We start from the raw sequence: 22877 nt of genomic DNA, 5'->3' as shown, positions 1-22877 counted from the left end.
GTGAGGTCTCCATTCCTAGCCGGTTAAGGCAACTGATTAAGCGACTGACGCAGTTCCTTGGAACTACGCGTATTTCTTCTGGACTTCCTGAGCCACCGCGGTCGGCACCGGCTCATAGTGATCGAACTGCATCGTGTACTGGGCGCGGCCCTGCGACATCGAGCGCAGATTGTCGACGTACTTGAACATGTTGGCCAGCGGCACCATCGCGTTGACGACGACGGCGACACCGCGGGTCTCCTGACCCTGGATCTGGCCGCGACGGGAGTTCAAATCGCCGATGACGTTGCCGACATAATCTTCCGGCGTCACCACTTCGACCTTCATGATCGGTTCAAGCAGCTGCACGCCGAGCTTGGGCGCGGCTTCGCGGAAGCAGGCGCGGCCGGCGATTTCGAACGCCAGAACCGACGAGTCGACATCGTGGAAGGCGCCGTCGATGAGAGTGGCCTTCACGCCGATCATCGGGAAGCCGGCGAACGGCCCCGACGACATGACGCTGTTGATGCCCTTCTCGACGCCGGGGATGTATTCCTTCGGCACAGCGCCGCCGACGATCTTCGATTCGAACTGGAACTCGGTGCTTTCCGGATCCGGCTCGAAAAGGAGCTTGACGCGGGCGAACTGGCCCGTACCGCCGGTCTGCTTCTTGTGGGTGTAGTCCTGCTCGTGCGAGCGGGTGATCGTCTCGCGATAGGCCACCTGCGGCGCGCCGACATTGGCCTCGACCTTGAACTCGCGGCGCATGCGGTCGACGATGATGTCGAGATGCAGTTCGCCCATGCCGGAGATGATGGTCTGGCCGGATTCCTCGTCGGTCTTGACGCGGAAGGACGGATCCTCGGCAGCCAGGCGATGAAGCGCGAGGCCCATCTTTTCCTGGTCGTTCTTGGTCTTGGGTTCGATGGCGATCTGGATGACCGGATCGGGGAATTCCATGCGCTCGAGGATCACCGGATGGGCCGGATCACACAGCGTGTCGCCGGTTGTCGTATCCTTGAGGCCGGCCAGCGCCACGATGTCGCCGGCGTAAGCTTCGTCAATGTCGGCGCGGGAGTTCGCATGCATCTGCAGCATGCGGCCGATGCGCTCTTTCTTGCCCTTGACCGTATTGTCGACCGAGGCGCCCTTGGTGAGCTTGCCCGAATAGATGCGGGCGAAGGTCAGCGAGCCGACGAACGGGTCGTTCATGATCTTGAAGGCCAGCATGGACAGCGGTTCGCTGTCGTCGGCATGGCGCTCGATCTCTTCTTCCGTCTTGGCGTTGACGCCCTTGATCGCCGGCACGTCGAGCGGCGAAGGCAAGTATTCAACGACGGCGTCGAGCAGCGGCTGCACGCCCTTGTTCTTGAAGGCCGAGCCGCAGAACATCGGGAAGAACTTCACCGCGATGGTGCCCTTGCGGATCAGCGCGCGGATCTCGTCGTTCGAGGGCATTTTGCCTTCGAGGTAGTTCTCGAGCGCCGTCTCGTCCATTTCGACGGCGGCTTCGATCATCTTCTCGCGGAACTCTTCGGCGCGCGCCTTGAGGTCGGCCGGGATCTCGACGACATCCCAGGCAGCGCCCAGCGACTCGTCGCGCCAGACCAGCGCATTCATCTCGACGAGGTCGACGACGCCCTTGAACTCGGTCTCGGCGCCGATCGGCAGTTGCATGACGACGGCCTGCGCGCCGAGGCGCGAGCCGATCATCTCGACCGAGCGGTAGAAGTCGGCGCCGATCTTGTCCATCTTGTTGCAGAAGATCATGCGCGGGACGCGGTACTTGTCGGCCTGGCGCCAGACAGTCTCCGTCTGCGGCTCTACGCCGGCATTCGCATCGAGCAGCGCGATCGCGCCGTCGAGAACGCGCAGCGAGCGCTCCACCTCGATGGTGAAGTCGACGTGGCCCGGCGTATCGATGATGTTGAAGCGGCGCAGCTTGCCGTCACGGCCCTTCCAGAAAGTCGTGGTCGCGGCCGAAGTGATGGTGATGCCGCGTTCCTGCTCCTGCTCCATCCAGTCCATGGTTGCAGCGCCGTCATGCACTTCGCCGATCTTGTGCGACTTGCCGGTGTAATAGAGCACGCGCTCCGTGGTCGTGGTCTTGCCGGCGTCGATATGCGCCATGATGCCGAAGTTGCGATAGTCTTCGATCTTGTATTCGCGTGCCATGGTGGATGCCTCTCAGTCTCTTTCCGCGCGCTTACCAGCGATAGTGCGCGAAAGCGCGGTTGGCTTCCGCCATCTTGTGGGTGTCTTCACGTTTCTTGACGGCGGTGCCGCGATTGTTCGCAGCATCCATGAGCCCGCCCGAAAGACGCTCGACCATGGTGGTTTCGTTGCGGTTGCGCGCAGCCGTGATCAGCCAGCGAATGGCGAGGGCCTGGCGGCGCTCAGGGCGCACGTCGACCGGAACCTGGTAGGTGGCGCCGCCGACGCGGCGCGAACGCACTTCCACATGCGGCGCGACATTGTCGAGCGCCTGATGGAACACCGTTACCGGCTCTTGCTTGGTCTTGGCCTGAACCTGGTCGAGCGCGCTATAGACGATGGTCTCGGCGACCGACTTCTTGCCGTGATACATGACGGCGTTCATGAACTTGGTGACGATCAGATCGCCGAACTTCGGGTCCGGGTTGATCTCACGCTTTTCTGCACTGTGACGTCGGGACATGGTTCTCGTCTCTCAACTGCAAAGCTCGGCGGCGAAGCCTGAGCCTGAAACCTTACTTCGGACGCTTGGCGCCATACTTCGAACGGCGCTGCTTACGGTTCTTCACGCCCTGCGTGTCGAGCACGCCGCGGATGATGTGATAGCGCACACCCGGAAGATCCTTCACGCGGCCGCCGCGGATCATCACCACGGAGTGCTCCTGAAGGTTGTGGCCTTCGCCCGGGATGTAGCCGATCACCTCGAAGCCGTTGGTCAGGCGGATTTTCGCGACCTTGCGGAGCGCGGAGTTCGGCTTCTTCGGCGTCGTCGTGTAGACGCGCGTGCAGACGCCCCGCTTCTGCGGATTGGCCTGCATGGCCGGAACCTTATTGCGCTTCACCGGCGCTATGCGCGGCTTGCGGATCAGCTGGTTGACGGTAGGCATTAAACCCTCTTGTCTCTAATTCCGTGTCTCGAGCCCATTCACGGGCGGCTTCAAGCGTTGTTTCCATACGCAAATTCGGGCCCCAAACCGCTAATCGCGGTCCTGCCCGAACAAAAAGCAGAGGAAGCGGAAGCCGCTTCATGCACGCCGGAAATGTATTTTCGCTCGTAAAACGAACCTTGTTTGAGGCAAACTCCGGGGCGCGACGCCCTGGAAAGCCAAACCTCACATCGGTTCAGACGCGGCGGGTAATACTCGCAACACCCCGCACCGTCAACCCCGCATCGGAGATTATCTTAACGAAACCGGGAGTTTGCCGACGCCGCCGGCAGCCGCGACATTATCTTTCGTCATTTCGCAGTTGCGAAACAGAAAGTGACGCGGTTTTGTCTGTCGGTCGGCGGGGCTTCATGCAAAAACCCGCTTCAAGACGTCAGATAGATGCTTGCGGCCTGCGGAACAAGAGAATCGGGAATCACAACATGAACGACAATGAAGAAAGGCCGGTCACCATCATCACCGGGCGGGTGTGGCGCAGAAAGGGCGGCAAGTCCGAGGGCGTGCATGTGATGCTGGTCGCGCCGGACGACGATTCCGCCGTGCGGACGGCGCTCGAAGCGCTCGCCAAGGAGGGCTACGCCGAGGCGGAGCTCGACCAGATCGGCGACATGCAGGGCGAACCCGACGAGGAGCCGCATCTCTCGGCCTGGCAGGGTGCGCTGGAAGGCGAGGTGTCGATCGTAACGTTCAAGGAGAGTGTTTGAAGGATTCGGTGCCTGCGCGTTTTGGATCACTGTCGGCTGGTCGCCGAATATGGATTTAGCGTCGAATGATGCTACGTTCGATGCGAACACTTGGAGGCATCGGTGCGCATCACGGTTACTGTGGACGATGAATTGCTCAACGACGCCCGGGAGCTTACCGGCGTAGAAAAAAGAGCCACTTTGATCCGCATGGGTCTCGAAGCGCTCGTTCAAAGAGAAGCCGCACGACAGCTTGCGCGGCTTGGCGGAAGTGATCCGGACCTGAAGCTTCCACCGCGCAGACGAAGCGGCTCTTGAACCTGATCGGTTGCTCAATGCTCCTTCAAATAAAAAGCCGCCGGGTCGCCCCGGCGGCTTTTTTCGTCCTTGATGAACGCCGCGATTATTCCGCGGCGTTGGTCATGTCGGCCAGCATCGCCTCGGCTGTCTCGGCGCCCGACGACTTGCGCCGCTCGTCGATGATCAGTTCGTCGCGAGAAGTCGCGATGCGCCGGATCTGGCTCATCTGACCGCCCGTGCCCGCCGGGATGAGGCGGCCGACGATGACGTTTTCCTTCAAGCCCTGCAGCATGTCGGTCTTGCCGGCGACCGCGGCTTCCGTCAGCACCCTCGTCGTCTCCTGGAAGGAGGCGGCCGAGATGAAGGACGGCGTCTGCAGCGAGGCCTTGGTGATGCCCAAGAGCACCGGCTGGCCTTCGGCGGGCTTCTTGCCCTCCTCGACCAGGCGATCGTTGACCTCTTCCAGTTCGATCACGTCGACGTGGTCGCCCGGAATGTAGGTCGAGTCGCCCTGTGCGGTGATCTCAACCTTCTGCAGCATCTGGCGAACGATCACCTCGATGTGCTTGTCGTTGATCAACACGCCCTGCAACCGGTAGACCTCCTGGATCTCGTTGACGAGGTAGGAAGCCAGAGCCTCCACGCCCTTGATCGCCAGGATGTCGTGCGGCGCCGGATTGCCGTCGAGGATGTAGTCGCCCTTCTCGATGGCGTCGCCGTCCTGGAGATGGAACGGCTTGCCCTTCGGGATGAGATACTCCACCGGCTCGAGCGTCGAGTCATGCGGCTCGATGATGATGCGGCGCTTGTTCTTGTAGTCGCGGCCGAACCGGATCGTGCCGTCGATCTCGGCAATGATGGCGTGATCCTTCGGACGGCGTGCCTCGAAGAGCTCGGCCACACGCGGCAGACCGCCGGTGATGTCCTTGGTCTTCGCGCTTTCCATCGGGATACGCGCAATCACGTCGCCCGGGCGCACCATCGCGCCGGGTTCCACCGACAGGATCGCCTCGACCGAGAGCAGGAAGCGGGCATCGCCGCCCTTGGCGAGCTTGCCGACCTTGCCCCTGGCGTCGTGGATGGTGAGCGCCGGCTTGAGGTCCGAGCCGCGCGGCGTCGAGCGCCAGTCGATGACCTCACGCTTGGTGATGCCGGTCGACTCGTCGGCGGTTTCCTGGACGGAAATGCCGTCGACCAGGTCCTCGAACACCACCCTGCCCTCGATTTCGGTGAGGATCGGACGGGTGTACGGGTCCCACTCGGCGATGCGCTGGCCGCGCTTCACCTTGTCGCTATCGTCCACGAAGATGCGCGAACCGTAAGTGACGCGGTGCGTGGCGCGCTCCTTACCGGCCTCGTCGAGGATCAGGACCGCCATGTTGCGGCCCATGACCATCTGCTGGCCGTCTGAGTTGCGAACCACGTTGCGGTTGCGGATCTCGACCGTGCCCTCATACGAGGCTTCCAGGAACGAGCTGTCGACGACCTGCGCCGTGCCGCCCATATGGAAGGTGCGCATGGTGAGCTGCGTGCCCGGCTCGCCGATCGACTGCGCCGCGATGACGCCGACCGCCTCGCCCTGGTTGACGGGCGTGCCGCGCGCCAGGTCGCGACCGTAGCAGACCGCGCAGACGCCGGTCCTGACTTCGCAGGTCAGCGCCGAACGGATGCGCACCGACTGAATGCCGGCCTTTTCGATCTGCTCGATGTCGCGCTCATCCATCAGCGTGCCCGCCTTGACGATCAGGTCGCCCGTCACCGGGTGATTGATGTCGTCGAGCGCGGTGCGGCCGAGGATGCGCTGGCCGAGTGACGCGACCACCTGGCCGGCATCGACGATCGGCTGCATGGTCAGGCCCTTTTCGGTGCCGCAGTCGATCGAGTTGACGATGCAATCCTGCGCGACGTCGACGAGACGGCGCGTCAGGTAGCCGGAGTTCGCGGTCTTCAGCGCGGTGTCCGCGAGGCCCTTGCGGGCGCCGTGGGTCGAGTTGAAGTATTCAAGAACGGTCAGGCCTTCCTTGAAGTTCGAGATGATCGGCGTCTCGATGATCTCACCCGACGGCTTGGCCATCAGGCCGCGCATGCCGGCGAGCTGGCGCATCTGGGTCGGAGACCCGCGGGCGCCGGAGTGGCTCATCATGTAGATCGAGTTCATCGGCTTCTGGCGGCCGTTTTCCTCGAACTCGACCGCCTTGATGCGGGCCATCATCTTGTCGGCGACCTTTTCCGAGCACTTCGCCCAGGCGTCGACCACCTTGTTGTACTTTTCGCCCTGGGTGATCAGGCCGTCATTGTACTGCTGCTCGTATTCCTTCGCGAGCGTGTCGGTCTGCGCGATCAGTTCCGCCTTGTCCTCGGGGATCAGCATGTCGTCCTTGCCGAACGAAATGCCGGCCTTGCAGGCGTGGCTGAAGCCGAGCGCCATGATGCGGTCGCAGAAAATGACCGTCTCCTTCTGACCGCAGTGACGATAGACGGTGTCGATCATCTTGGAGATGTTCTTCTTGGTCATCTCCTGGTTGGCGGTCTCGAACGGCACATTGACGTTCTTCGGCAGAAGCTCGGCGATGATCATGCGGCCGGGCGTCGTATCGTGGATTTTCGACACGACGTTGCCTTCTGAGTCCACGGTGCGGAAGCGGCCCTTGATCTTGGCATGCAGCGTCACCGCCTTGGTCTCGAGCGCGTGCTGGAGTTCGCCCATATCGGCAAACACCATGCCCTCGCCCGGCTCGTTCTGGTTGACGATCGACAGATAGTAGAGCCCAAGCACCATGTCCTGCGACGGCACGATGATCGGCGCGCCGGAAGCCGGATGCAGGATGTTGTTGGTCGACATCATCAGCACGCGGGCTTCAAGCTGAGCTTCGAGCGACAGCGGCACGTGAACGGCCATCTGGTCGCCGTCGAAGTCGGCGTTGAAGGCCGTGCAGACCAGCGGGTGAAGCTGGATCGCCTTGCCTTCAATCAGGATCGGCTCGAACGCCTGGATGCCGAGGCGGTGCAGCGTCGGCGCGCGGTTGAGCAGAACCGGATGCTCGCGGATGACCTCGTCGAGGATATCCCAAACTTCCGGCTTTTCCTTCTCGACCAGCTTCTTGGCCTGCTTGACGGTCGAGGAGTAACCCTTGGCGTCGAGGCGGGCGTAGATGAACGGCTTGAACAGTTCGAGCGCCATCTTCTTCGGCAGGCCGCACTGGTGCAGCTTGAGCTCCGGACCGGTCACGATAACCGAACGGCCCGAATAGTCGACGCGCTTGCCGAGCAGGTTCTGGCGGAACCGGCCCTGCTTGCCCTTCAGCATATCCGACAGCGACTTCAGCGGACGCTTGTTGGCGCCCGTGATGACGCGGCCGCGGCGGCCATTGTCGAACAGAGCGTCGACAGCCTCCTGCAGCATGCGCTTTTCGTTGCGGATGATGATGCCCGGCGCGCGCAGCTCGATCAGCCGCTTCAGGCGGTTGTTGCGGTTGATGACGCGGCGGTAGAGATCGTTCAGGTCAGACGTCGCGAAGCGGCCGCCGTCCAGCGGGACGAGCGGGCGCAGGTCCGGCGGGATCACGGGGACAACCTTCATGATCATCCATTCCGGACGATTGCCGGATTCCATGAAGTTCTCGACGACCTTCAGCCGCTTCAGATACTTCTTCTGCTTCAGTTCCGACGTGGTCGAGGCAAGCTCGGAGCGCAGGTCGCCCGCGATCTTCTCCAGGTCCATGCCGGCCAGCAGGTCATGGATGGCTTCCGCGCCGATCATGGCGGTGAACTGGTCCTCGCCATATTCGTCGACGGCCATCATGTATTCTTCTTCGCTGAGAAGCTGATGCTCCTTCAGCGCCGTCAGGCCCGGCTCGGTCACGATGTAGTTCTCGAAATAGAGAACCCGCTCAATGTCCTTGAGGGTCATGTCGAGCAGCGTGCCTATACGCGAAGGCAGCGACTTCAGGAACCAGATGTGGGCGACTGGAGCGGCGAGCTCGATATGGCCCATGCGCTCGCGGCGAACCCGCGACAGCGTGACCTCGACGCCGCACTTCTCGCAGATGACGCCCTTGTACTTCATGCGCTTGTACTTGCCGCACAGGCACTCATAGTCCTTGATCGGGCCAAAGATGCGCGCGCAGAACAGGCCGTCGCGCTCGGGCTTGAACGTACGGTAGTTGATCGTCTCGGGCTTCTTGATCTCACCGAACGACCAGGACAAAATCTTTTCCGGGCTGGCGAGCGAAATCCGGATGGAATCGAACACCTGCGCCGGGACGTTGCTGTTGAAGAGATTCATGACCTCTTGGTTCATGCCGTTCTCCTTGTGGGACCGAGTGGCCCCTTTCGAACAATTGTGGGCGATTTCACCCCTTGGCGATCCGTTCTGGCGCTGCCGCTTCGCTGGCGCAGCCGGATCCGTGCAGTCGGTCGCCGGGCGACCGGGTATCTAGGCGACGTAGCCGCGGAGTGAACCTCCGCGGCACGCCTTTTTTCTTACTCCGCAGCGTCGGGCAGACGCGCCGGCAGCTCGTCGATCCTGGTGTTTTCCAGTTCGACGTTGAGGCCGAGCGAGCGCATTTCCTTGACGAGAACGTTGAAGCTCTCCGGAATACCCGCTTCGAAGCTGTCGTCGCCGCGGACGATCGCTTCGTAGACCTTGGTGCGGCCCGCCACGTCGTCCGACTTCACGGTCAGCATCTCCTGCAGCGTGTAGGCGGCGCCGTAGGCTTCGAGCGCCCAGACCTCCATCTCGCCGAAGCGCTGGCCGCCGAACTGCGCCTTGCCACCGAGCGGCTGCTGGGTAACGAGCGAGTATGGCCCGATCGAACGCGCGTGGATCTTGTCGTCCACGAGGTGGTGAAGCTTGAGCATATATATGTAGCCCATCGTCACCTTGCGATCGAACGGTTCGCCCGTGCGCCCGTCATAGAGCTGCGACTGGCCGCTGGTGTGAAGACCCGCCCGTTCCAACATCTCGTTGATGTGGACCTCGTGCGCGCCGTCGAACACCGGCGTGGCGATCGAAACGCCGCGCTTCATCTGCTCGCCGAGGCGAACGATCGACTCGTCGTCGAAGTTGCGCACCGGCTCGTTGCGGTCGTTCTCCGGGATCAGGTTCTCGATCTCGGCCCTTAGCGGCTTGATGTCGCCATCCGCCTTGTAGGCTTCGATCATCTCTCCGATCTTCCTGCCCATTCCGGCGCAGGCCCAGCCCAGATGCGTCTCCAGGATCTGGCCGACATTCATGCGCGACGGCACACCCAACGGGTTGAGCACGATGTCCGCATGCGTGCCGTCCTCGAGGAACGGCATGTCCTCGACCGGAACGATCCGCGAAACGACGCCCTTGTTGCCGTGACGGCCGGCCATCTTGTCGCCGGGCTGCATCTTGCGCTTCACGGCCACGAAGACCTTGACCATCTTCATGACGCCGGGCGGCATCTCGTCGCCGCGCTGCACCTTCTCGACCTTATCCATGAAGCGCTGCTCGAGCGCCTTCTTGGAATCGTCGTACTGGCCGCGCAGTGCCTCGAGCTCGCTCTGCAGCTTCTCGTCCTCGATGGCGAACTGCCACCACTGCGAACGCGGGTACTCGCTGAGCGTCTCCCTGGAGAGCTTGGAGCCCTTCTTGAAGCCCTTCGGCCCGGCGATCGCTTCCTTGCCGTCAAGCATGTCGGAAAGGCGCGAATAGACGTTGCGGTCGAGGATCGCCTGCTCGTCATCACGGTCCTTCGCGAGACGCTCGATCTCCTCGCGCTCGATCGCCATGGCGCGCTCGTCCTTCTCCACGCCGTGGCGGTTGAAGACGCGCACTTCGACGACCGTGCCGTAGGTTCCGGGCGGCATGCGCATGGAGGTGTCGCGGACGTCCGAGGCCTTCTCGCCGAAGATGGCGCGCAGGAGCTTTTCCTCCGGCGTCATCGGGCTTTCGCCCTTCGGCGTGATCTTGCCGACCAGGATGTCGCCCGGCAGCACTTCCGCGCCGATATAGACGATGCCGGCTTCGTCGAGGTTCTTCAGCGCTTCTTCCGAGACGTTCGGAATGTCGCGCGTGATTTCCTCAGGCCCAAGCTTGGTGTCGCGGGCCATGACCTCGAACTCCTCGATGTGGATCGAGGTGAAGACGTCGTCCGACACGATCTTCTCGGAAAGAAGGATCGAATCCTCGTAGTTGTAGCCGTTCCAGGGCATGAACGCGACGAGCACGTTGCGGCCGAGCGCCAGATCGCCGAGATCGGTCGACGGACCGTCAGCGATGATGTCGCCCTTGTTGACGCGATCGCCCATGCGCACCAGCGGACGCTGGTTGATGCAGGTGTTCTGGTTCGAACGCTGGAACTTCATCAGCCGGTAGATGTCGACGCCGGACTTGCCCGGATCGAGATCTTCCGTCGCGCGGATGACGATACGCGTCGCGTCGACCTGGTCGACGATGCCGCCGCGGCGTGCGCCGATGGCGGCGCCCGAGTCACGGGCGACGATCGGCTCCATGCCGGTGCCGACAAACGGCGCTTCGGCGCGCACCAGCGGCACGGCCTGACGCTGCATGTTCGAGCCCATCAGAGCGCGGTTGGCGTCGTCGTTCTCCAGGAACGGGATCAGCGCCGCGGCAACCGAGACGAGCTGCTTCGGCGACACGTCCATGAGGTCGACGTTTTCGCGCGGCGCCATCATCACCTCGCCGGCATGCCGGCAGATGACGAATTCGTCGACGAAGCGGCCGTCCTTGTCGAGCTGGGCGTTGGCCTGCGCGACATAGTGCTTGGACTCTTCCATGGCCGACAGGTAGCTGACGTCCATCGTCACCTTGCCGTCGACGATCTTGCGATACGGCGTCTCGATGAAGCCGTACTTGTTGACGCGAGCAAACGTCGCCAAGCTGTTGATAAGACCGATGTTCGGACCTTCCGGCGTCTCGATCGGGCAGATACGGCCGTAATGCGTCGGGTGCACGTCGCGCACCTCGAAGCCGGCGCGCTCGCGGGTCAGACCGCCGGGTCCAAGCGCCGAAAGGCGGCGCTTGTGGGTGATCTCCGACAGCGGGTTGGTCTGGTCCATGAACTGCGAGAGCTGCGAGGAACCGAAGAACTCGCGCACGGCGGCAGCGGCCGGCTTGGCGTTGATCAGGTCCTGCGGCATCACGGTGTCGATCTCGATCGACGACATGCGCTCCTTGATCGCGCGCTCCATGCGGAGCAGCCCGACGCGGTACTGGTTTTCCATGAGCTCGCCGACAGAGCGCACCCGGCGGTTGCCGAGATTGTCGATGTCGTCGATCTCGCCCTTGCCGTCGCGCAGTTCGACCAGCGTCTTGACCACGGCCAGGATGTCCTCCTTGCGCAGCACGCGCACGGTGTCCTCGGCCTTGAGATCAAGGCGCATGTTCATCTTGACGCGTCCGACGGCCGAAAGGTCGTAGCGGTCGGCATCGAAGAACAGCGAATTGAACATCGCCTCGGCGGTGTCGATCGTGGGCGGCTCGCCCGGACGCATAACGCGGTAGATGTCGAACAGCGCGTCCTGACGGCTCTCGTTCTTGTCGACGGCGAGCGTGTTGCGGATGTAGCCGCCGATGTTGATGTGGTCGATGTCGAGGACCTGGAATTCCTCCGCGCCCGTCGAAAGCAGAACCTTCAGAGTCTTCTCGTCGATCTCGTCGCCGGCTTCGAGATAGATCTCGCCGGTCTGGAAGTTGACGATGTCCTCGGCCAGATAGCTGCCGTAGAGGTCGTCCTCGGTCGCCTTGATCGCCTTCAGGCCCTTATCGGCAAGCTGCTTTGCCTGGCGGGCGGTGATCTTCTTGCCCTGCTCGACAACGATTTCGCCCGTATCGGCGTCGACCAGGACGTTCACGGCCTTGAGGCCGCGGAAACGGTCGACGGAGAACGGAATGCGCCAATGGTCGCCCGAGCGCCGGTATTCGATCTTGTTGTAGAAGGTCGAAAGGATCTCCTCGGCATCCATGCCGAGCGCCATCAGCAGCGAGGTCACCGGAATCTTGCGGCGACGGTCGATGCGTGCGTGCACGACGTCCTTGGAATCGAACTCGATGTCGAGCCACGAGCCACGATAGGGGATGACGCGCGCGGCAAACAGAAGCTTGCCCGACGAGTGCGACTTGCCCTTGTCGTGGTCGAAGAAGACGCCCGGCGAGCGGTGCATCTGCGAAACGATAACGCGCTCGGTGCCGTTGATGATGAACGTGCCGTTGAGCGTCATGAGCGGCATGTCGCCCATGTAGACGTCCTGCTCCTTGATGTCCTTGATGGACTTCGCGCCGGTATCCTCGTCGATATCGAACACGATCAGGCGCAGCGTCACCTTCAGCGGCGCGGCATAGGTCAGGTCGCGCTGACGGCATTCGTCAACGTCGAATTTCGGTCCCTCGAATTCGTACTTCACGAATTCCAGCATCGAAGAGCCGGAAAAATCGGAAATCGGGAAGACCGACTTGAAAACGGCCTGCAGTCCCTCGTCCGGACGGCCGCCCTTGGGCTCGTCCACCATCAGGAACTGGTCATAGGATGCCTTCTGAACCTCGATCAGGTTCGGCATCTCCGCAACTTCCGGGATGTTTCCGAAGAATTTGCGTACGCGTCTGCGGCCATTGAAAGTCTGGGTCTGGGCCATCGTCGCTCCTTGCTGCCTCTCTTGGGGCGCGCCTAGCTAGGGCTCGCCTTGCATTTCTCGACCGCCGGGAAACGCGGTCACTGTCACTTTCGCCGTCTTCAGCCAATGCGCCCGGCTAAAACGGCTGAAAACCCGTTTCCAGAAGGCCGCCGCCGGCCCTCAGGAAAGAGGTTTTCCACACTGCCCCGGTCGCCCGGGGAACCGGCGGACGGCTTTTCGCCGCCCGCCGAAACCGTACTTACTTCAGCTCGACCTTGGCGCCGGCTGCTTCCAGCTGGGCCTTGATTTTGTCGGCGTCCGCCTTGTTGACGCCTTCCTTGACCGGCTTCGGAGCTGCTTCCACCAGATCCTTGGCTTCCTTCAGGCCGAGACCGGTGATCGCGCGCACTTCCTTGATCACGTTGATCTTCTGGGCGCCGGCTTCGGCGAGAACGACGTCGAATTCGGTCTTCTCTTCGACCGGCGCGGCAGCGGCGGCAGCGCCGCCAGCAGCGGCAACGGCAACCGGAGCGGCGGCCGAAACGCCCCACTTCTCTTCCAGCAGCTTCGAAAGTTCGGCCGCCTCGAGGACGGTCAGCTTCGAAAGGTCGTCTACGATCTTTGCGAGATCAGTCATTGTTGCATTCCTTCATAAGGTTCGAACGATTGTTGATAGCGAGGAACGGCCTCATGCCGCCTCGTCCTTCCGGGCGTAGGCGCCGAACACGCGGGCAAGCTGGGCTGCCGGCGCGTTGACGACCTGGGCGATCCTGGTTGCCGGGGTGGCGATCATGCCAACCAGACGCGCGCGAAGCTCGTCGAGCGACGGGAGCGTGGCCAAAGCCTTCACACCGTCGGCGTTGAGCGTGGTCGAGCCCATCGACCCGCCGAGAATGACAAGCTTGTCATTGCCCTTGGCGAAATCGGACGCGACCTTCGGCGCTGCAATCGGATCGTCCGAAAAGGCGACCAGCGTCTGTCCGATGAACAGATCCTGTATCCCTTCGGATTCCGTGCCCTGAAGAGCGATTCTGGCGAGACGGTTCTTCGCGACTTTGACGGTGCCGCCCGCAGCGCGCATTTTCGACCGGAGGTCGTTCATTTGCGCAACGGTGATACCGGCATAGTGGGCCACGACGACTGAACCTGCGTTCGAGAACGCTTCATTCAGGCCCGTGACGAGTTCGCGTTTTTCCGCTCTGTCCACTGCCTATCTCCAGTTGACCTTTGTTCCATTCCCGGAAACATCGGTCGGGTTGCCTTTTGCCGGGCGGGCTATCCAGAACTTCCAGATCACCCGAACGGCGCTCGAGGATCCTGCCCCCTTTCGCCACACCAGCACGCTGATGCGCAGACAAAAGGCAAACACGGTTCGAACCTTTCAGCGGAGCATTCGCTCCATTGTCAGGTCTTCACCCGTCTCATGCAGGCTCGAAGTGATTAAGGCTGAGCCGCCTGCAATCTCGGACAGGATGTCCGGAAGCATTTACGCTTCCGGGATCCAGGCCCTCCATCTCTGGAGGCCCCGGAATTCTTCTTGGGATCAGGCCGTTACGGCATGATCCCGATCAATCTCGTCAGGCCGCGCTGATCGTCGACAGATCGACCTTCAGGCCGGGGCCCATGGTCGAGGTGACCGACACCTTCTTGAGGTAAACGCCCTTGGCGCCCGTCGGCTTTGCCTTGTTGACCGCATCGGTGAAGGCGCGGATGTTTTCCTCCAGCGCCTTGACGTCGAACGACACCTTGCCGACGCCGCCATGTACGATGCCGGCCTTTTCGACGCGGAACTCGACGGCGCCGCCCTTGGAGGCCTTCACGGCTCCGGCGATGTCCGCCGTCACGGTGCCGACCTTCGGGTTCGGCATCATGCCGCGGGGACCGAGCACCTTGCCGAGACGGCCGACCAGCGGCATCATGTCCGGGGTCGCGATGCAGCGGTCGAAATTGATCTCGCCCTTCTGCACGATCTCCACCAGATCCTCCGCGCCGACGATATCGGCGCCCGCCGCGCGGGCTTCATCGGCCTTCTCGTTGCGGGCGAAAACCGCCACGCGCACGGTGCGGCCGGTGCCGTTCGGCAGATTGACCACGCCGCGGACCATCTGGTCGGCATGGCGCGGGTCGACGCCGAGGTTCATCGCCACTTCGACGGTCTCGTCGAACTTGACCGTCGAGCGGTCCTTGAGCAGCTTGATCGCCTCGGACAAGGCGTAGGCCTTGTTCGGGTCGATGCCTTCGCGGGACTTGGCTACGCGCTTTGCAATCTTTGCCATGATCTCAGCCCACCACTTCCAGGCCCATGGAGCGGGCGGAGCCCTCGACCATGCGCATTGCCGCGTCCACGTCGTTCGCGTTCAGATCCTTCATCTTGGCGGTCGCGATCTCGCGCACCTTGTCGCGCGACACCGTGCCGGCGCGCACCTTGCCCGGCTCCTTAGAGCCCGACTTCAGATTGGCGGCCTTCTTCAGGAAGTAGCTCACCGGCGGCGTCTTCATGACGAAGGTGAACGACTTGTCCTGGTAATAGGTGATCACGACCGGAACGGGCGAGCCCTTTTCCATTTCCTGCGTCTGCGCGTTGAACGCCTTGCAGAATTCCATGATGTTGATGCCACGCTGACCAAGCGCCGGGCCGATCGGGGGCGACGGCGTCGCCGAACCCGCGGAAACCTGGAGCTTGAGCTGGCCCGCAACTTTCTTAGCCATCTCTTTCCTGCCTTGTTGTCATGCCGGCCCCTCTTTTCAAAGAAGGAAGTCCGGCGGTTGCAGTCTGGTGGTCCGGTCGCCGCGGCCGGCTAAAGCCCGCGTCTTCCTCCCACCGCTTCGGCAGCGAAGCTCATTGCCCGCCGCCTGCCGGGATGCCTGAAGGCAAACCGGCAAATCGGATCAGCCCTTTTCGACCTGTCCGAATTCGAGATCGACAGGCACGGCGCGCCCGAAGATCGAAACTTCCACCTTGAGCCGCGCCCGCTCCTCGTCGACTTCCTGGACGAAGCCGTTGAACGAGGCGAAGGGGCCGTCCGAGACGCGGACCTGCTCGCCGATCTCGAAGGTGACCGACGGCTTCGGCCGCTCGACGCCCTCCTGGACCTGGTGCAGGATGCGCTCGGCCTCCTTGTCGGTGATCGCGACCGGCTTGGAATCGCCGAGGAACCCGGTCACTTTCGGCGTGTTCTTGATCAGCGAGAACACATCGTCGGTAAGCGTCGCGCGCACCAGCACGTAGCCCGGGAAGAACTTGCGCTCGGCGTCGACCTTGCGGCCGCGGCGCACTTCCACGACCTTCTCGGTCGGCACGATGATCTGCTCGATCAGATTGCTGAGGCCCTTCTGCTTGGCCTTGTTCTGGATATCTTCTGCGACCTTCTTTTCGAAGTTCGAATAGGCGTGGACGATGTACCAGCGCGCAGTCATCTACAAATTCTCCGTATTCGCCGGTATCAGCGGCCGATGCCGAGGATCAGTTCGACCCCGAGCGCCATCACCTGGTCTGCGGCGAAGAAGAAGATCATCGCGATGACCGCGAAAACCAGAACCATGATCGTCGAAATCACCGTCTCGCGCCGCGAAGGCCACGTCACTTTCGCCGTCTCCGACCTTACCTGCTGCAGGAAGGTGAAGGGGTTGGTGATTTTCGATGCCATGTGCCGCCTGCTTTCAAGGCCGGCGAAGCCGGGCCTTTGGATGTTCCCGTTGGCCGGGAGATGCCGCTGCATGGTACCGGAACCCAGCGAATCGCCGCTTATGTTCCGCCCATACATTTCGGACGCGTAAAGCCGGATCACCAGCTCCACGCGTCGCGTGTCTGTTATGCCTACATAAAACCGATTCTCCGGCAGCGCAAGTGCCAAAAAATCAGTCTTACTTGCCAAACGCGCAATTCCGGAACCATCCAATCGTCCCGAAACCGGCTATGTCTTTCATTTCCAGGCGGCGAGGCCGCCGCTGGCAGGGGCAACAGGGCTCGAACCTGTGACCTGCGGAGACCGCGGTTATTACATTCCGCGCATTTCCGCAACTGTTCCCAAGTTACCCAACCCCTTGATCGCCCTCAGATCCTGCGCAGATCGTTCCGCGCCTGTCCGCTAGTTAGGCACTCCGGCGCCGACAGCGTGCTGACACGAACTGGCGACAATCAATGGAAAGGATATGACGATGCCTGTTCTTCATATCACCAAGTCCGCGGTTGACGCAACCGAACGCGGCAGTTTCCGAAATCGCGGTCCCGGCGGCGATTCCGGCCATGACAAGGACTGCCGCAATGACAGGGAATCGCCCCACTGAACCATGCCGCTTCCGGCGAGGCCGTCGATGATCGGGCAATCCGGGCGCTCATCGCCGTTGCAGTTGTGGACGAGGTGGCTGAGCGCGTAGCGCGGGCTCGCAAGCTCCGCGATCTGCGGTCGATTTCAGCAAGCTTGGCCTCGCCGAGCGCCTTAGACCGCCTGCCACAAGCGCATCGCTCTCGGTAAGTTGTCAATTGACAACTTACCGAGAGTTAGGCACGCTTTGCATTTGCAGGCCGCTCATTGCCGAACTCGCAAATCGGGAGGATCGATGCGCAGACATTTCTTTGTTTCTCTGGCGGTTGCTTTCCTTGCTGGAAACCACGCATCGGCTGCAGAGATTACGGTCACGATGGCAGGCAGTTCCTACCAGCCGGCCAGGATAAGCGCCGCAGTTGGCGACACTATCCGGTTCGTCAACGACGACAGCGACAAACACAACGTCTTCGTGCCGACTGCGGGATTTGCGCTTGATCTCGGCACTCAGGAGCCAAGCCAGGAAACCGTTCTGACCGTTCAAAAGGCAGGTTTGTTCGAGGTGGAATGCGTTTTCCACTCTCATATGCTGACGGTTGTGGAGGTGAAATGATGCGAGGATTTGCTTATGGGCTTATCGCGATATCGTTGCTGGCCTGGACTGACGGAACGTCCTATGCCGGACCGGACGAGGTTTCCTTGCCGGAGAAATACCAGGAAAAATTCCTGAACTATCTCGATGTCGATCACCTTGGTCGTAAACGCGTACGCAAGATGTATGTGAATCCAGAAGCGCATTCAGCGGCGAAAGCGGGCGCAGAACTTCCAGACGGCACGGTCCTGATCATGGAAGATCACGACCCGCAGACGGATGCGGGCGGAAATCTGGTTCGCGATCCCGACGGCCGTCTGATCGCGCTCGAAGCCGTTTCCAACATCTTCGTGATGGAAAAGAACACGGCATGGTCCACCGACAACGGCCACTGGGACTACGCCTGGTACCTGCCAGACGGCAGCCCGAAGCCCGACGCCAAGTTCGACGGATGTTTTTCCTGCCACACCAGTCGCACGTGCAGCCAGCCGCGTTTTTCCAGAACTCGGTAATCGCTGCTTCCATTCGGTTTGCGGAAAAATCGGATGGTGACGACCGCGTTTGCGACACGCAGGTTCGAGATCGTGATCTCGGGCAGCCAGGGCGGAAGATGAGGATCGACGAACAGCATGCGGAGCGGGGCGAAAGGCTGCAGGCCCAGCATCGCCTGCAGGAGGGTATAGACGGTGCTCGCCGACCAAGCCTGCGGCGAATTGGCGGCCGGGTAGACGGCAGGAAATGGATGATCCTGATCGCGCTGGTGCCCGGCAATACACTCCGGCAGGCGAAAAAAGTCGAAAAGCGCGGCGGTTTCGAACTGCGAACGGCACACCCGCTCGACATAGTCATGGCATCCATAGCGATAGGCGCCGATGGCGAACGGGCCATGCTCGACCGGCCAGACGGTACCGCGGTGATAGGAGTAGGGATTGAACGCCGGATGCCGTGACGAGAGAGTTCGCACCCCCCAGCCGGTGAACATGTCTTCGGCAAACAGCCGCTCCAAAGTTCGTGGGACCAGCGCCGTGTCGGCAATGCCGGTCGCGACGCAGTGCAAGGCATTGGACCCGATCGAGCTGACCTGGCGCCTGTCGGGATCGAGCGCCATCGCGAAGAAGCCCTCGCTCTCCATCCAGAAGGCGTCGTTGAACCGTTTCTTGAGTTCCTTCGCGCTCTCGTACAGGTACTTTGCTTCATCGCCACGATCGAACCACCATAAAACCTCTGCGAGATTCATCTTGGCGGCGTAGACGATACCCTGCTCCTCGCAGGTCGCGATTGGCTTCGGCACCTGGGAGCCGTCTTCATAGACGATCGCGTCGCTCGAGTCCTTCCAGGCCTGGTTCTCGAGCCCGAGTTCCGAGCGCGTTTTGTATTCGCAGAAGCCATCCTTGTCGCGATCACAGAACGCGTCGAGCCATTTGAGAGCCGCGATCGCCGGATCGACATAGGGCTGAACAAGGCCCTTGTCGCCTGTCCAGTGCCACAGCTGCGCTACCACGAACGGATAAAAACCGGAGGTGGTTATCGATCCGTAATACCTAGCCTTCGGCGCACAATTGAGTGCTGCGAGCGGACCGGTATGGGCCTCATGCAGCATACGGCCCGGCTGTTCGTCGCGCCAGTCGTTGATCTCTTTCCCCTGCAATCCGGCGAGCACCGGCAGGGTTCCGCGCATGATATCGGTGGTAACCGGCGCTGCCTCCCAGGCGACTGTGAGCGTATCGCGGCCGAACAGCGCGATATAGACCGGCAGCCCCGCTGCCGTCGTCCATGCTCGCTCTGAGCAATCGAGATCGTATAGGCGCAAAGCGTCCAAATCCCGCTTGGCCTGTTCGAGCGCTCCGATCACCACGTTCGCCAGTGTCCCGCTTTCGGGGCTGGAAAAACGCGTCGCCTCGCCCAGGAAAATTTGCGTGCGGCGATCGTAATCGTTGGCCTGCGGCGAAAAAGACAGGCAGCGGTAGCTCGGAAGAATATCCCGACCTTCCATCACTGGAATAATGTCGATGCAGCAATGCCAGCGCTCATGAGGCGCAAGGCCGACGTCGAAGATGACGCGTCCGTTCCTGTATCGGGGCGGCGTGGTGGCGTTCGAGAAGCGGAGCTTGAGGCCCCGGCGGATCGACGCGGTCCCCTTCTCACTTTGATGATCATAGAGGTGGTGCGCGTGGTAATCGAACGTCAGTTCCGAGGCTTCATCACCTTCGCTCCAATTACGCGTTTTCCGCCCGTTCTGTTTACGATTGCCGTGCGTTTCGTCCTGGTCGGCGAAATCGGCGTCCAGGTCGAGCTCGAGCATGAACTGGACTTTTTCCTGCGTGAAATTCGTCAGATCGACATCCTCGTGCAGGCCCTCGCCCACGTAGCGCGACAGGCGCAGTTCGATGGAATCCTGGGCTGCATCCGAAATGGTCGCGTCGTGGCCGCCCGCCTTCGGAACTGGAGAGATGTAGTAGCCAAGCCAGGAGTGCTGAGCCACGTTGGAAACCGAGACAGGGTGCGGCGGATGGCCATCGATCAGATAACGGTAGCGGGAAAGCAGCCGTGCCTGATGCACGAACAGGCCTTGATCGGAACCGTCGTCGAAAAAGCCGTCGCGTCCGGTCGCGAGGACGGTTCTGCCTTTGCTCACATAGATCGTTTCGGGCCGCGCGCGCAGGCGTATGAGATGGTAGTCGGGCAGTGCAGGAGGCATGCAAATTGGCTCCACAAGCCAAGGATGTAAGGTCACCCAGGCTGGGAGGAACCGCTGACACCCTTCAAATCGCCGTGAATCCCCGGAACAGCCAACTGGCTCCCACGTTGGCCGTCGTCGAAAGATCGCACTCAAGAAACGGGAACAACATGGCCTATCGTGAATATATTCACACTCCAGTAACGCCGCGCGACATGAAATGGGGACTTACGCAGGGCGCCATTGCCGGCATTGTCGCAGGCATCGTCTTTGCCGCGTTCGAGATGATGGCGAGCGCATTCATGATGGGAGCGGAAGCGTTCTTCATGCCTCTGCGTATGATCGGGGCCATCTTGCTCGGACCGGACGCCCTCGATCCCGGCTACTCTCTCGTGATCGCAGGCGTCGCCGGCGCGGTCGTCCATATGATCCTCTCGGTCATCTACGGGGTCATCTTCGGGGAGATTGCGACAGTGCTGCGAGGGTCAACCGCCTTCATCGCGGCAGCCAGCGTCTTCGGCTTCGCTCTCTGGCTGATCAACTTCTATGTGATTGCACCGCTCGCATTCCCCTGGTTCCTGGACTCGAGCCCGCTCGTGCAGTTCATCGGCCACACCTTCTTCTTCGGTTCGGCCCTCGGCTACTATCTATGGAAGTCGCATCAGAGAAGCGGGCTGGAAGCACCAGCGGATTAGCTTGGGCAAGTCACGACAATGGCCTGCCGCTCACCGCAGTGAGCGGCCTAGCCCTCGATAGAGCGCTGCGAATTGGCCTGCCACGGGAAGCCTCGCTACAAACGGCGCAATCATAACAGTAGTTTGTAGCCGCCGTGTTCCGTGATCAGAATTTTGGCGTTTGCAGGATCCTGCTCCATCTTCTGGCGTAGCCGATAGACATGAGTTTCGAGCGTGTGGGTGGTTACAGATACGTTGTAACCCCAGACTTGCTCCAGCAGCCTGCGGCGCAGCACCGTCTTCTGATCGGCGCGGATGAGATGCTTTATGATGGCCGCTTCCTTCTCGGTGAGCGGGATCTTGCTGCCTTGGTCATCAATCAGACGCTTCTTGCCCGGCTGGAAAGTGTAAGAGCCGATCTGGAAAGACGCATCATCGGTATGCTCGAACTGGCGCAGTTGCGCGCGGATGCGGGCAAGAAGCACCGCAAAGCGGAAAGGCTTCGTGACATAATCGTTTGCGCCGGCCTCGAGGCTCAATACTGTATCGGAGTCGCTGGCAAGTGCAGTCAGCATGATGATCGGAGCCTTGTAGTCGCTCCGACGCAGGATCTTCACGGCCTCCCGCCCGTCCATGTCGGGCAGCCCCACATCCATGATGACGAGATCGACGATGCCTCTCCGCACGGCCTGGATGCCCTTGCCGGCGGTCCTTTCGTGCAAGGTCTGGAATTCCCCGCAGATGGAGAACTGTTCCACGAGTTCGGAACACAGCTCCTCGTCATCGTCGACGATAAGGATGGTTCGCTTGTTCAACGGTTGATCACGGCTCTGTACTGGTCTGTTTCCTATAGTTCGTGAGAATCGCCGAAACGTTACGCCCTCGCCGCGGATTTTTTGCTCGCAGCGTTTTCCCGCCGAACCGAGATTTCAGTGCGGCCCGCAGCAGTTCATCGGGGAGCCTACGCGATGGTGATTGGACCGTGAGGCGTTCGAAGTGCTTGTCTTTGTGAGGCAAAAACTCGAAAGCTGGCATCGTAGGTCAGGCGTCATGCTGTTGTTGACCAGAACGCTTGCGTTGATTGCTGCGATGACTTTTTCCGCAATCGCCGTAGCCGGTCCCGAGGGCTGGATCCGCGAGGGCTGGAAGACGGATTTTTCCAGGTCCTCGGTGCAATTTGACGAGATAGTTTCCGGCGGCCCCCCGCGCGACGGCATTCCCTCGATCGACGATCCGAAATTCGTCGGAGCCTCCGAGGTGAAAGATATCGAGGATCGCGAGCCGGTCATCCAGTTCGGCCTGGGCGATGATGTCAGAGCCTATCCCCTACGGGTGCTGACTTGGCACGAAATCGCCAATGACGTGGTCGGCGGCGCACCCGTTGCGGTCACATACTGTCCGCTCTGCAATGCCGCCATCGTGTTCGACCGCCGCGTGACTGGCCGCGTTCTGGAATTCGGCACGACCGGCAAGCTTCGCCACTCCGATCTGGTCATGTATGACCGCCAAACCGAAAGCTGGTGGCAGCAATTCACCGGCGAAGCGATCGTCGGTGAACTGGCGGGAGAAAACCTCAAGCTTTTGCCTTCACGCATCGTGTCGTTCGGTGCCTTCCGGGCGGCATATCCCCGTGGGCCGGTTCTTGTTCCGAACGATCCCGGTTTTCGCGACTACGGCCGCAATCCCTATACGAGTTATGATACCGCCACGGCTCCCTTCCTTTTCGGTGGCGAGCTTCCTGAAAACATCCCCGCGATGGCGCACGTCGTTGTGGTCAGAACCGAAGGCAAGCCGATCATTGTCAGCCTCGAGAAGATCAGGGCCGACGGCTTTGAACAGGACGGCTACCGGATCGCATTCGAGGCAGGCGTGGCCTCCGCGCTCGACCATTCGACCATAGCAAAGGGCCGGGAAATCGGAACTGTGCGGGTGACAAAGAACGGCAGGG

General features: G+C 61.4%; 19 protein-coding genes and 1 tRNA gene. 6 read left to right on the top strand and 14 right to left on the bottom strand.

Translation table 11 applies throughout. The annotated features are described in order from the left end of the window. Positions 1-63: 63 nt before the first annotated feature. Genes fusA through rpsL form a run of 3 tightly spaced genes read right to left on the bottom strand, consistent with a single transcriptional unit; the run spans position 64 to position 3080 of the window. Positions 64-2154, bottom strand: coding sequence for an elongation factor G (gene fusA / locus G6N73_RS29240; RefSeq protein WP_165033485.1), 2091 nt, complete (start codon positions 2152-2154; stop codon positions 64-66). 31 nt (positions 2155-2185) lie between these two features. Beyond that, positions 2186-2656, bottom strand: coding sequence for a 30S ribosomal protein S7 (gene rpsG / locus G6N73_RS29235; protein ID WP_165033484.1), 471 nt, complete (start codon positions 2654-2656; stop codon positions 2186-2188). Positions 2657-2708: 52 nt separating this feature from the next. Further along, positions 2709-3080: a 30S ribosomal protein S12 gene (rpsL, locus tag G6N73_RS29230; RefSeq protein WP_008837709.1), complete on the bottom strand. Its 372-nt coding sequence runs from the start codon at positions 3078-3080 to the stop codon at positions 2709-2711. 482 nt (positions 3081-3562) lie between these two features. On the opposite strand from rpsL, the gene G6N73_RS29225 reads away from it, so the two are divergent. Together G6N73_RS29225 and G6N73_RS29220 are read left to right on the top strand one after the other, a co-directional pair. Next, positions 3563-3844 carry a hypothetical protein gene (locus G6N73_RS29225; RefSeq protein WP_008837708.1) on the top strand — a complete coding sequence of 94 codons (282 nt, stop codon included), beginning with the start codon at positions 3563-3565 and terminating at the stop codon, positions 3842-3844. A gap of 102 nt (positions 3845-3946) precedes the next feature. After that, entirely contained in the window at positions 3947-4141 is a 195-nt protein-coding gene (locus G6N73_RS29220; protein WP_165033483.1) for a type II toxin-antitoxin system VapB family antitoxin, read from the top strand. 85 nt (positions 4142-4226) lie between these two features. On the opposite strand, the gene rpoC is transcribed toward G6N73_RS29220, so the two are convergent. The 9 genes from rpoC to G6N73_RS29175 form a co-directional block, all read right to left on the bottom strand. After that, complete coding sequence (gene rpoC, locus G6N73_RS29215) at positions 4227-8423, bottom strand: DNA-directed RNA polymerase subunit beta' (protein WP_165033482.1); 4197 nt, start codon at positions 8421-8423, stop codon at positions 4227-4229. Between the two features lie 182 nt (positions 8424-8605). Next, a complete protein-coding gene (gene rpoB, locus G6N73_RS29210) occupies positions 8606-12742 on the bottom strand; it encodes a DNA-directed RNA polymerase subunit beta (protein WP_165033481.1) in 4137 nt (1378 codons plus the stop codon). Between the two features lie 238 nt (positions 12743-12980). Then, complete coding sequence (gene rplL / locus G6N73_RS29205) at positions 12981-13358, bottom strand: 50S ribosomal protein L7/L12 (protein ID WP_165033480.1); 378 nt, start codon at positions 13356-13358, stop codon at positions 12981-12983. A 51-nt stretch (positions 13359-13409) separates the two neighbouring features. After that, positions 13410-13928: a 50S ribosomal protein L10 gene (gene rplJ / locus G6N73_RS29200; protein WP_165033479.1), complete on the bottom strand. Its 519-nt coding sequence runs from the start codon at positions 13926-13928 to the stop codon at positions 13410-13412. A 370-nt stretch (positions 13929-14298) separates the two neighbouring features. After that, positions 14299-14997, bottom strand: coding sequence for a 50S ribosomal protein L1 (gene rplA / locus G6N73_RS29195; protein WP_165033478.1), 699 nt, complete (start codon positions 14995-14997; stop codon positions 14299-14301). A gap of 4 nt (positions 14998-15001) precedes the next feature. Then, entirely contained in the window at positions 15002-15430 is a 429-nt protein-coding gene (gene rplK / locus G6N73_RS29190; protein WP_165033477.1) for a 50S ribosomal protein L11, read from the bottom strand. A 180-nt stretch (positions 15431-15610) separates the two neighbouring features. Then, positions 15611-16138, bottom strand: coding sequence for a transcription termination/antitermination protein NusG (nusG, locus tag G6N73_RS29185; protein WP_165033476.1), 528 nt, complete (start codon positions 16136-16138; stop codon positions 15611-15613). Positions 16139-16164: 26 nt separating this feature from the next. Further along, entirely contained in the window at positions 16165-16368 is a 204-nt protein-coding gene (secE, locus tag G6N73_RS29180) for a preprotein translocase subunit SecE (protein WP_165033475.1), read from the bottom strand. Positions 16369-16670: 302 nt separating this feature from the next. Further along, positions 16671-16766, bottom strand: a tRNA-OTHER gene (locus G6N73_RS29175). A gap of 515 nt (positions 16767-17281) precedes the next feature. Between G6N73_RS29175 and G6N73_RS29170 the strand changes: the two genes are divergently transcribed. Continuing rightward, positions 17282-17599, top strand: a complete 318-nt coding sequence (locus tag G6N73_RS29170) for a cupredoxin domain-containing protein (protein WP_165033474.1) — start codon at positions 17282-17284, stop codon at positions 17597-17599. After that, on the top strand, positions 17554-18090 hold the full coding sequence (locus tag G6N73_RS29165; protein ID WP_165033473.1) for a cytochrome P460 family protein: 537 nt from the start codon (positions 17554-17556) through the stop codon (positions 18088-18090). Before G6N73_RS29170 ends, G6N73_RS29165 begins: the two co-directional genes overlap by 46 nt. On the opposite strand, the gene G6N73_RS29160 is transcribed toward G6N73_RS29165, so the two are convergent. Further along, positions 17976-20276, bottom strand: coding sequence for an amylo-alpha-1,6-glucosidase (locus tag G6N73_RS29160; protein WP_165033472.1), 2301 nt, complete (start codon positions 20274-20276; stop codon positions 17976-17978). The genes G6N73_RS29165 and G6N73_RS29160 overlap by 115 nt on opposite strands. A gap of 149 nt (positions 20277-20425) precedes the next feature. Here G6N73_RS29160 and G6N73_RS29155 point away from each other — a divergent pair, with 149 nt between their 5' ends. After that, complete coding sequence (locus G6N73_RS29155) at positions 20426-20950, top strand: hypothetical protein (protein ID WP_165033471.1); 525 nt, start codon at positions 20426-20428, stop codon at positions 20948-20950. 110 nt (positions 20951-21060) lie between these two features. Here the strand turns inward: G6N73_RS29155 and G6N73_RS29150 are convergent, their stop codons facing one another. Further along, positions 21061-21744 carry a response regulator transcription factor gene (locus tag G6N73_RS29150; RefSeq protein WP_165033470.1) on the bottom strand — a complete coding sequence of 228 codons (684 nt, stop codon included), beginning with the start codon at positions 21742-21744 and terminating at the stop codon, positions 21061-21063. Between the two features lie 274 nt (positions 21745-22018). Here G6N73_RS29150 and G6N73_RS29145 point away from each other — a divergent pair. Beyond that, positions 22019-22877 (top strand): DUF3179 domain-containing protein (locus G6N73_RS29145; RefSeq protein WP_246252672.1); only part of this gene is annotated, 859 nt, incomplete at its 3' end.

Source organism: Allomesorhizobium camelthorni (assembly GCF_011045125.1).
GTDB lineage: Bacteria > Pseudomonadota > Alphaproteobacteria > Rhizobiales > Rhizobiaceae > Allomesorhizobium > Allomesorhizobium camelthorni.
The sequence above is the reverse complement of the archived record's forward strand: the minus strand, read 5'-3'. Positions and strand labels throughout refer to the sequence as shown.

What these genes read in the sequence shown, in the direction of transcription:
- fusA (WP_165033485.1), bottom strand. Translation starts at nt 2,154, where the DNA reads ATGGCACGCGAATACAAGATCGAAGACTATCGCAACTTCGGCATCATG.
- rpsG (WP_165033484.1), bottom strand. Translation starts at nt 2,656, where the DNA reads ATGTCCCGACGTCACAGTGCAGAAAAGCGTGAGATCAACCCGGACCCG.
- rpsL (WP_008837709.1), bottom strand. Translation starts at nt 3,080, where the DNA reads ATGCCTACCGTCAACCAGCTGATCCGCAAGCCGCGCATAGCGCCGGTG.
- G6N73_RS29225 (WP_008837708.1), top strand. Translation starts at nt 3,563, where the DNA reads ATGAACGACAATGAAGAAAGGCCGGTCACCATCATCACCGGGCGGGTG.
- rpoC (WP_165033482.1), bottom strand. Translation starts at nt 8,423, where the DNA reads ATGAACCAAGAGGTCATGAATCTCTTCAACAGCAACGTCCCGGCGCAG.
- rpoB (WP_165033481.1), bottom strand. Translation starts at nt 12,742, where the DNA reads ATGGCCCAGACCCAGACTTTCAATGGCCGCAGACGCGTACGCAAATTC.
- rplL (WP_165033480.1), bottom strand. Translation starts at nt 13,358, where the DNA reads ATGACTGATCTCGCAAAGATCGTAGACGACCTTTCGAAGCTGACCGTC.
- rplA (WP_165033478.1), bottom strand. Translation starts at nt 14,997, where the DNA reads ATGGCAAAGATTGCAAAGCGCGTAGCCAAGTCCCGCGAAGGCATCGAC.
- rplK (WP_165033477.1), bottom strand. Translation starts at nt 15,430, where the DNA reads ATGGCTAAGAAAGTTGCGGGCCAGCTCAAGCTCCAGGTTTCCGCGGGT.
- nusG (WP_165033476.1), bottom strand. Translation starts at nt 16,138, where the DNA reads ATGACTGCGCGCTGGTACATCGTCCACGCCTATTCGAACTTCGAAAAG.
- secE (WP_165033475.1), bottom strand. Translation starts at nt 16,368, where the DNA reads ATGGCATCGAAAATCACCAACCCCTTCACCTTCCTGCAGCAGGTAAGG.
- G6N73_RS29170 (WP_165033474.1), top strand. Translation starts at nt 17,282, where the DNA reads ATGCGCAGACATTTCTTTGTTTCTCTGGCGGTTGCTTTCCTTGCTGGA.
- G6N73_RS29165 (WP_165033473.1), top strand. Translation starts at nt 17,554, where the DNA reads ATGCGTTTTCCACTCTCATATGCTGACGGTTGTGGAGGTGAAATGATG.
- G6N73_RS29160 (WP_165033472.1), bottom strand. Translation starts at nt 20,276, where the DNA reads ATGCCTCCTGCACTGCCCGACTACCATCTCATACGCCTGCGCGCGCGG.
- G6N73_RS29155 (WP_165033471.1), top strand. Translation starts at nt 20,426, where the DNA reads ATGGCCTATCGTGAATATATTCACACTCCAGTAACGCCGCGCGACATG.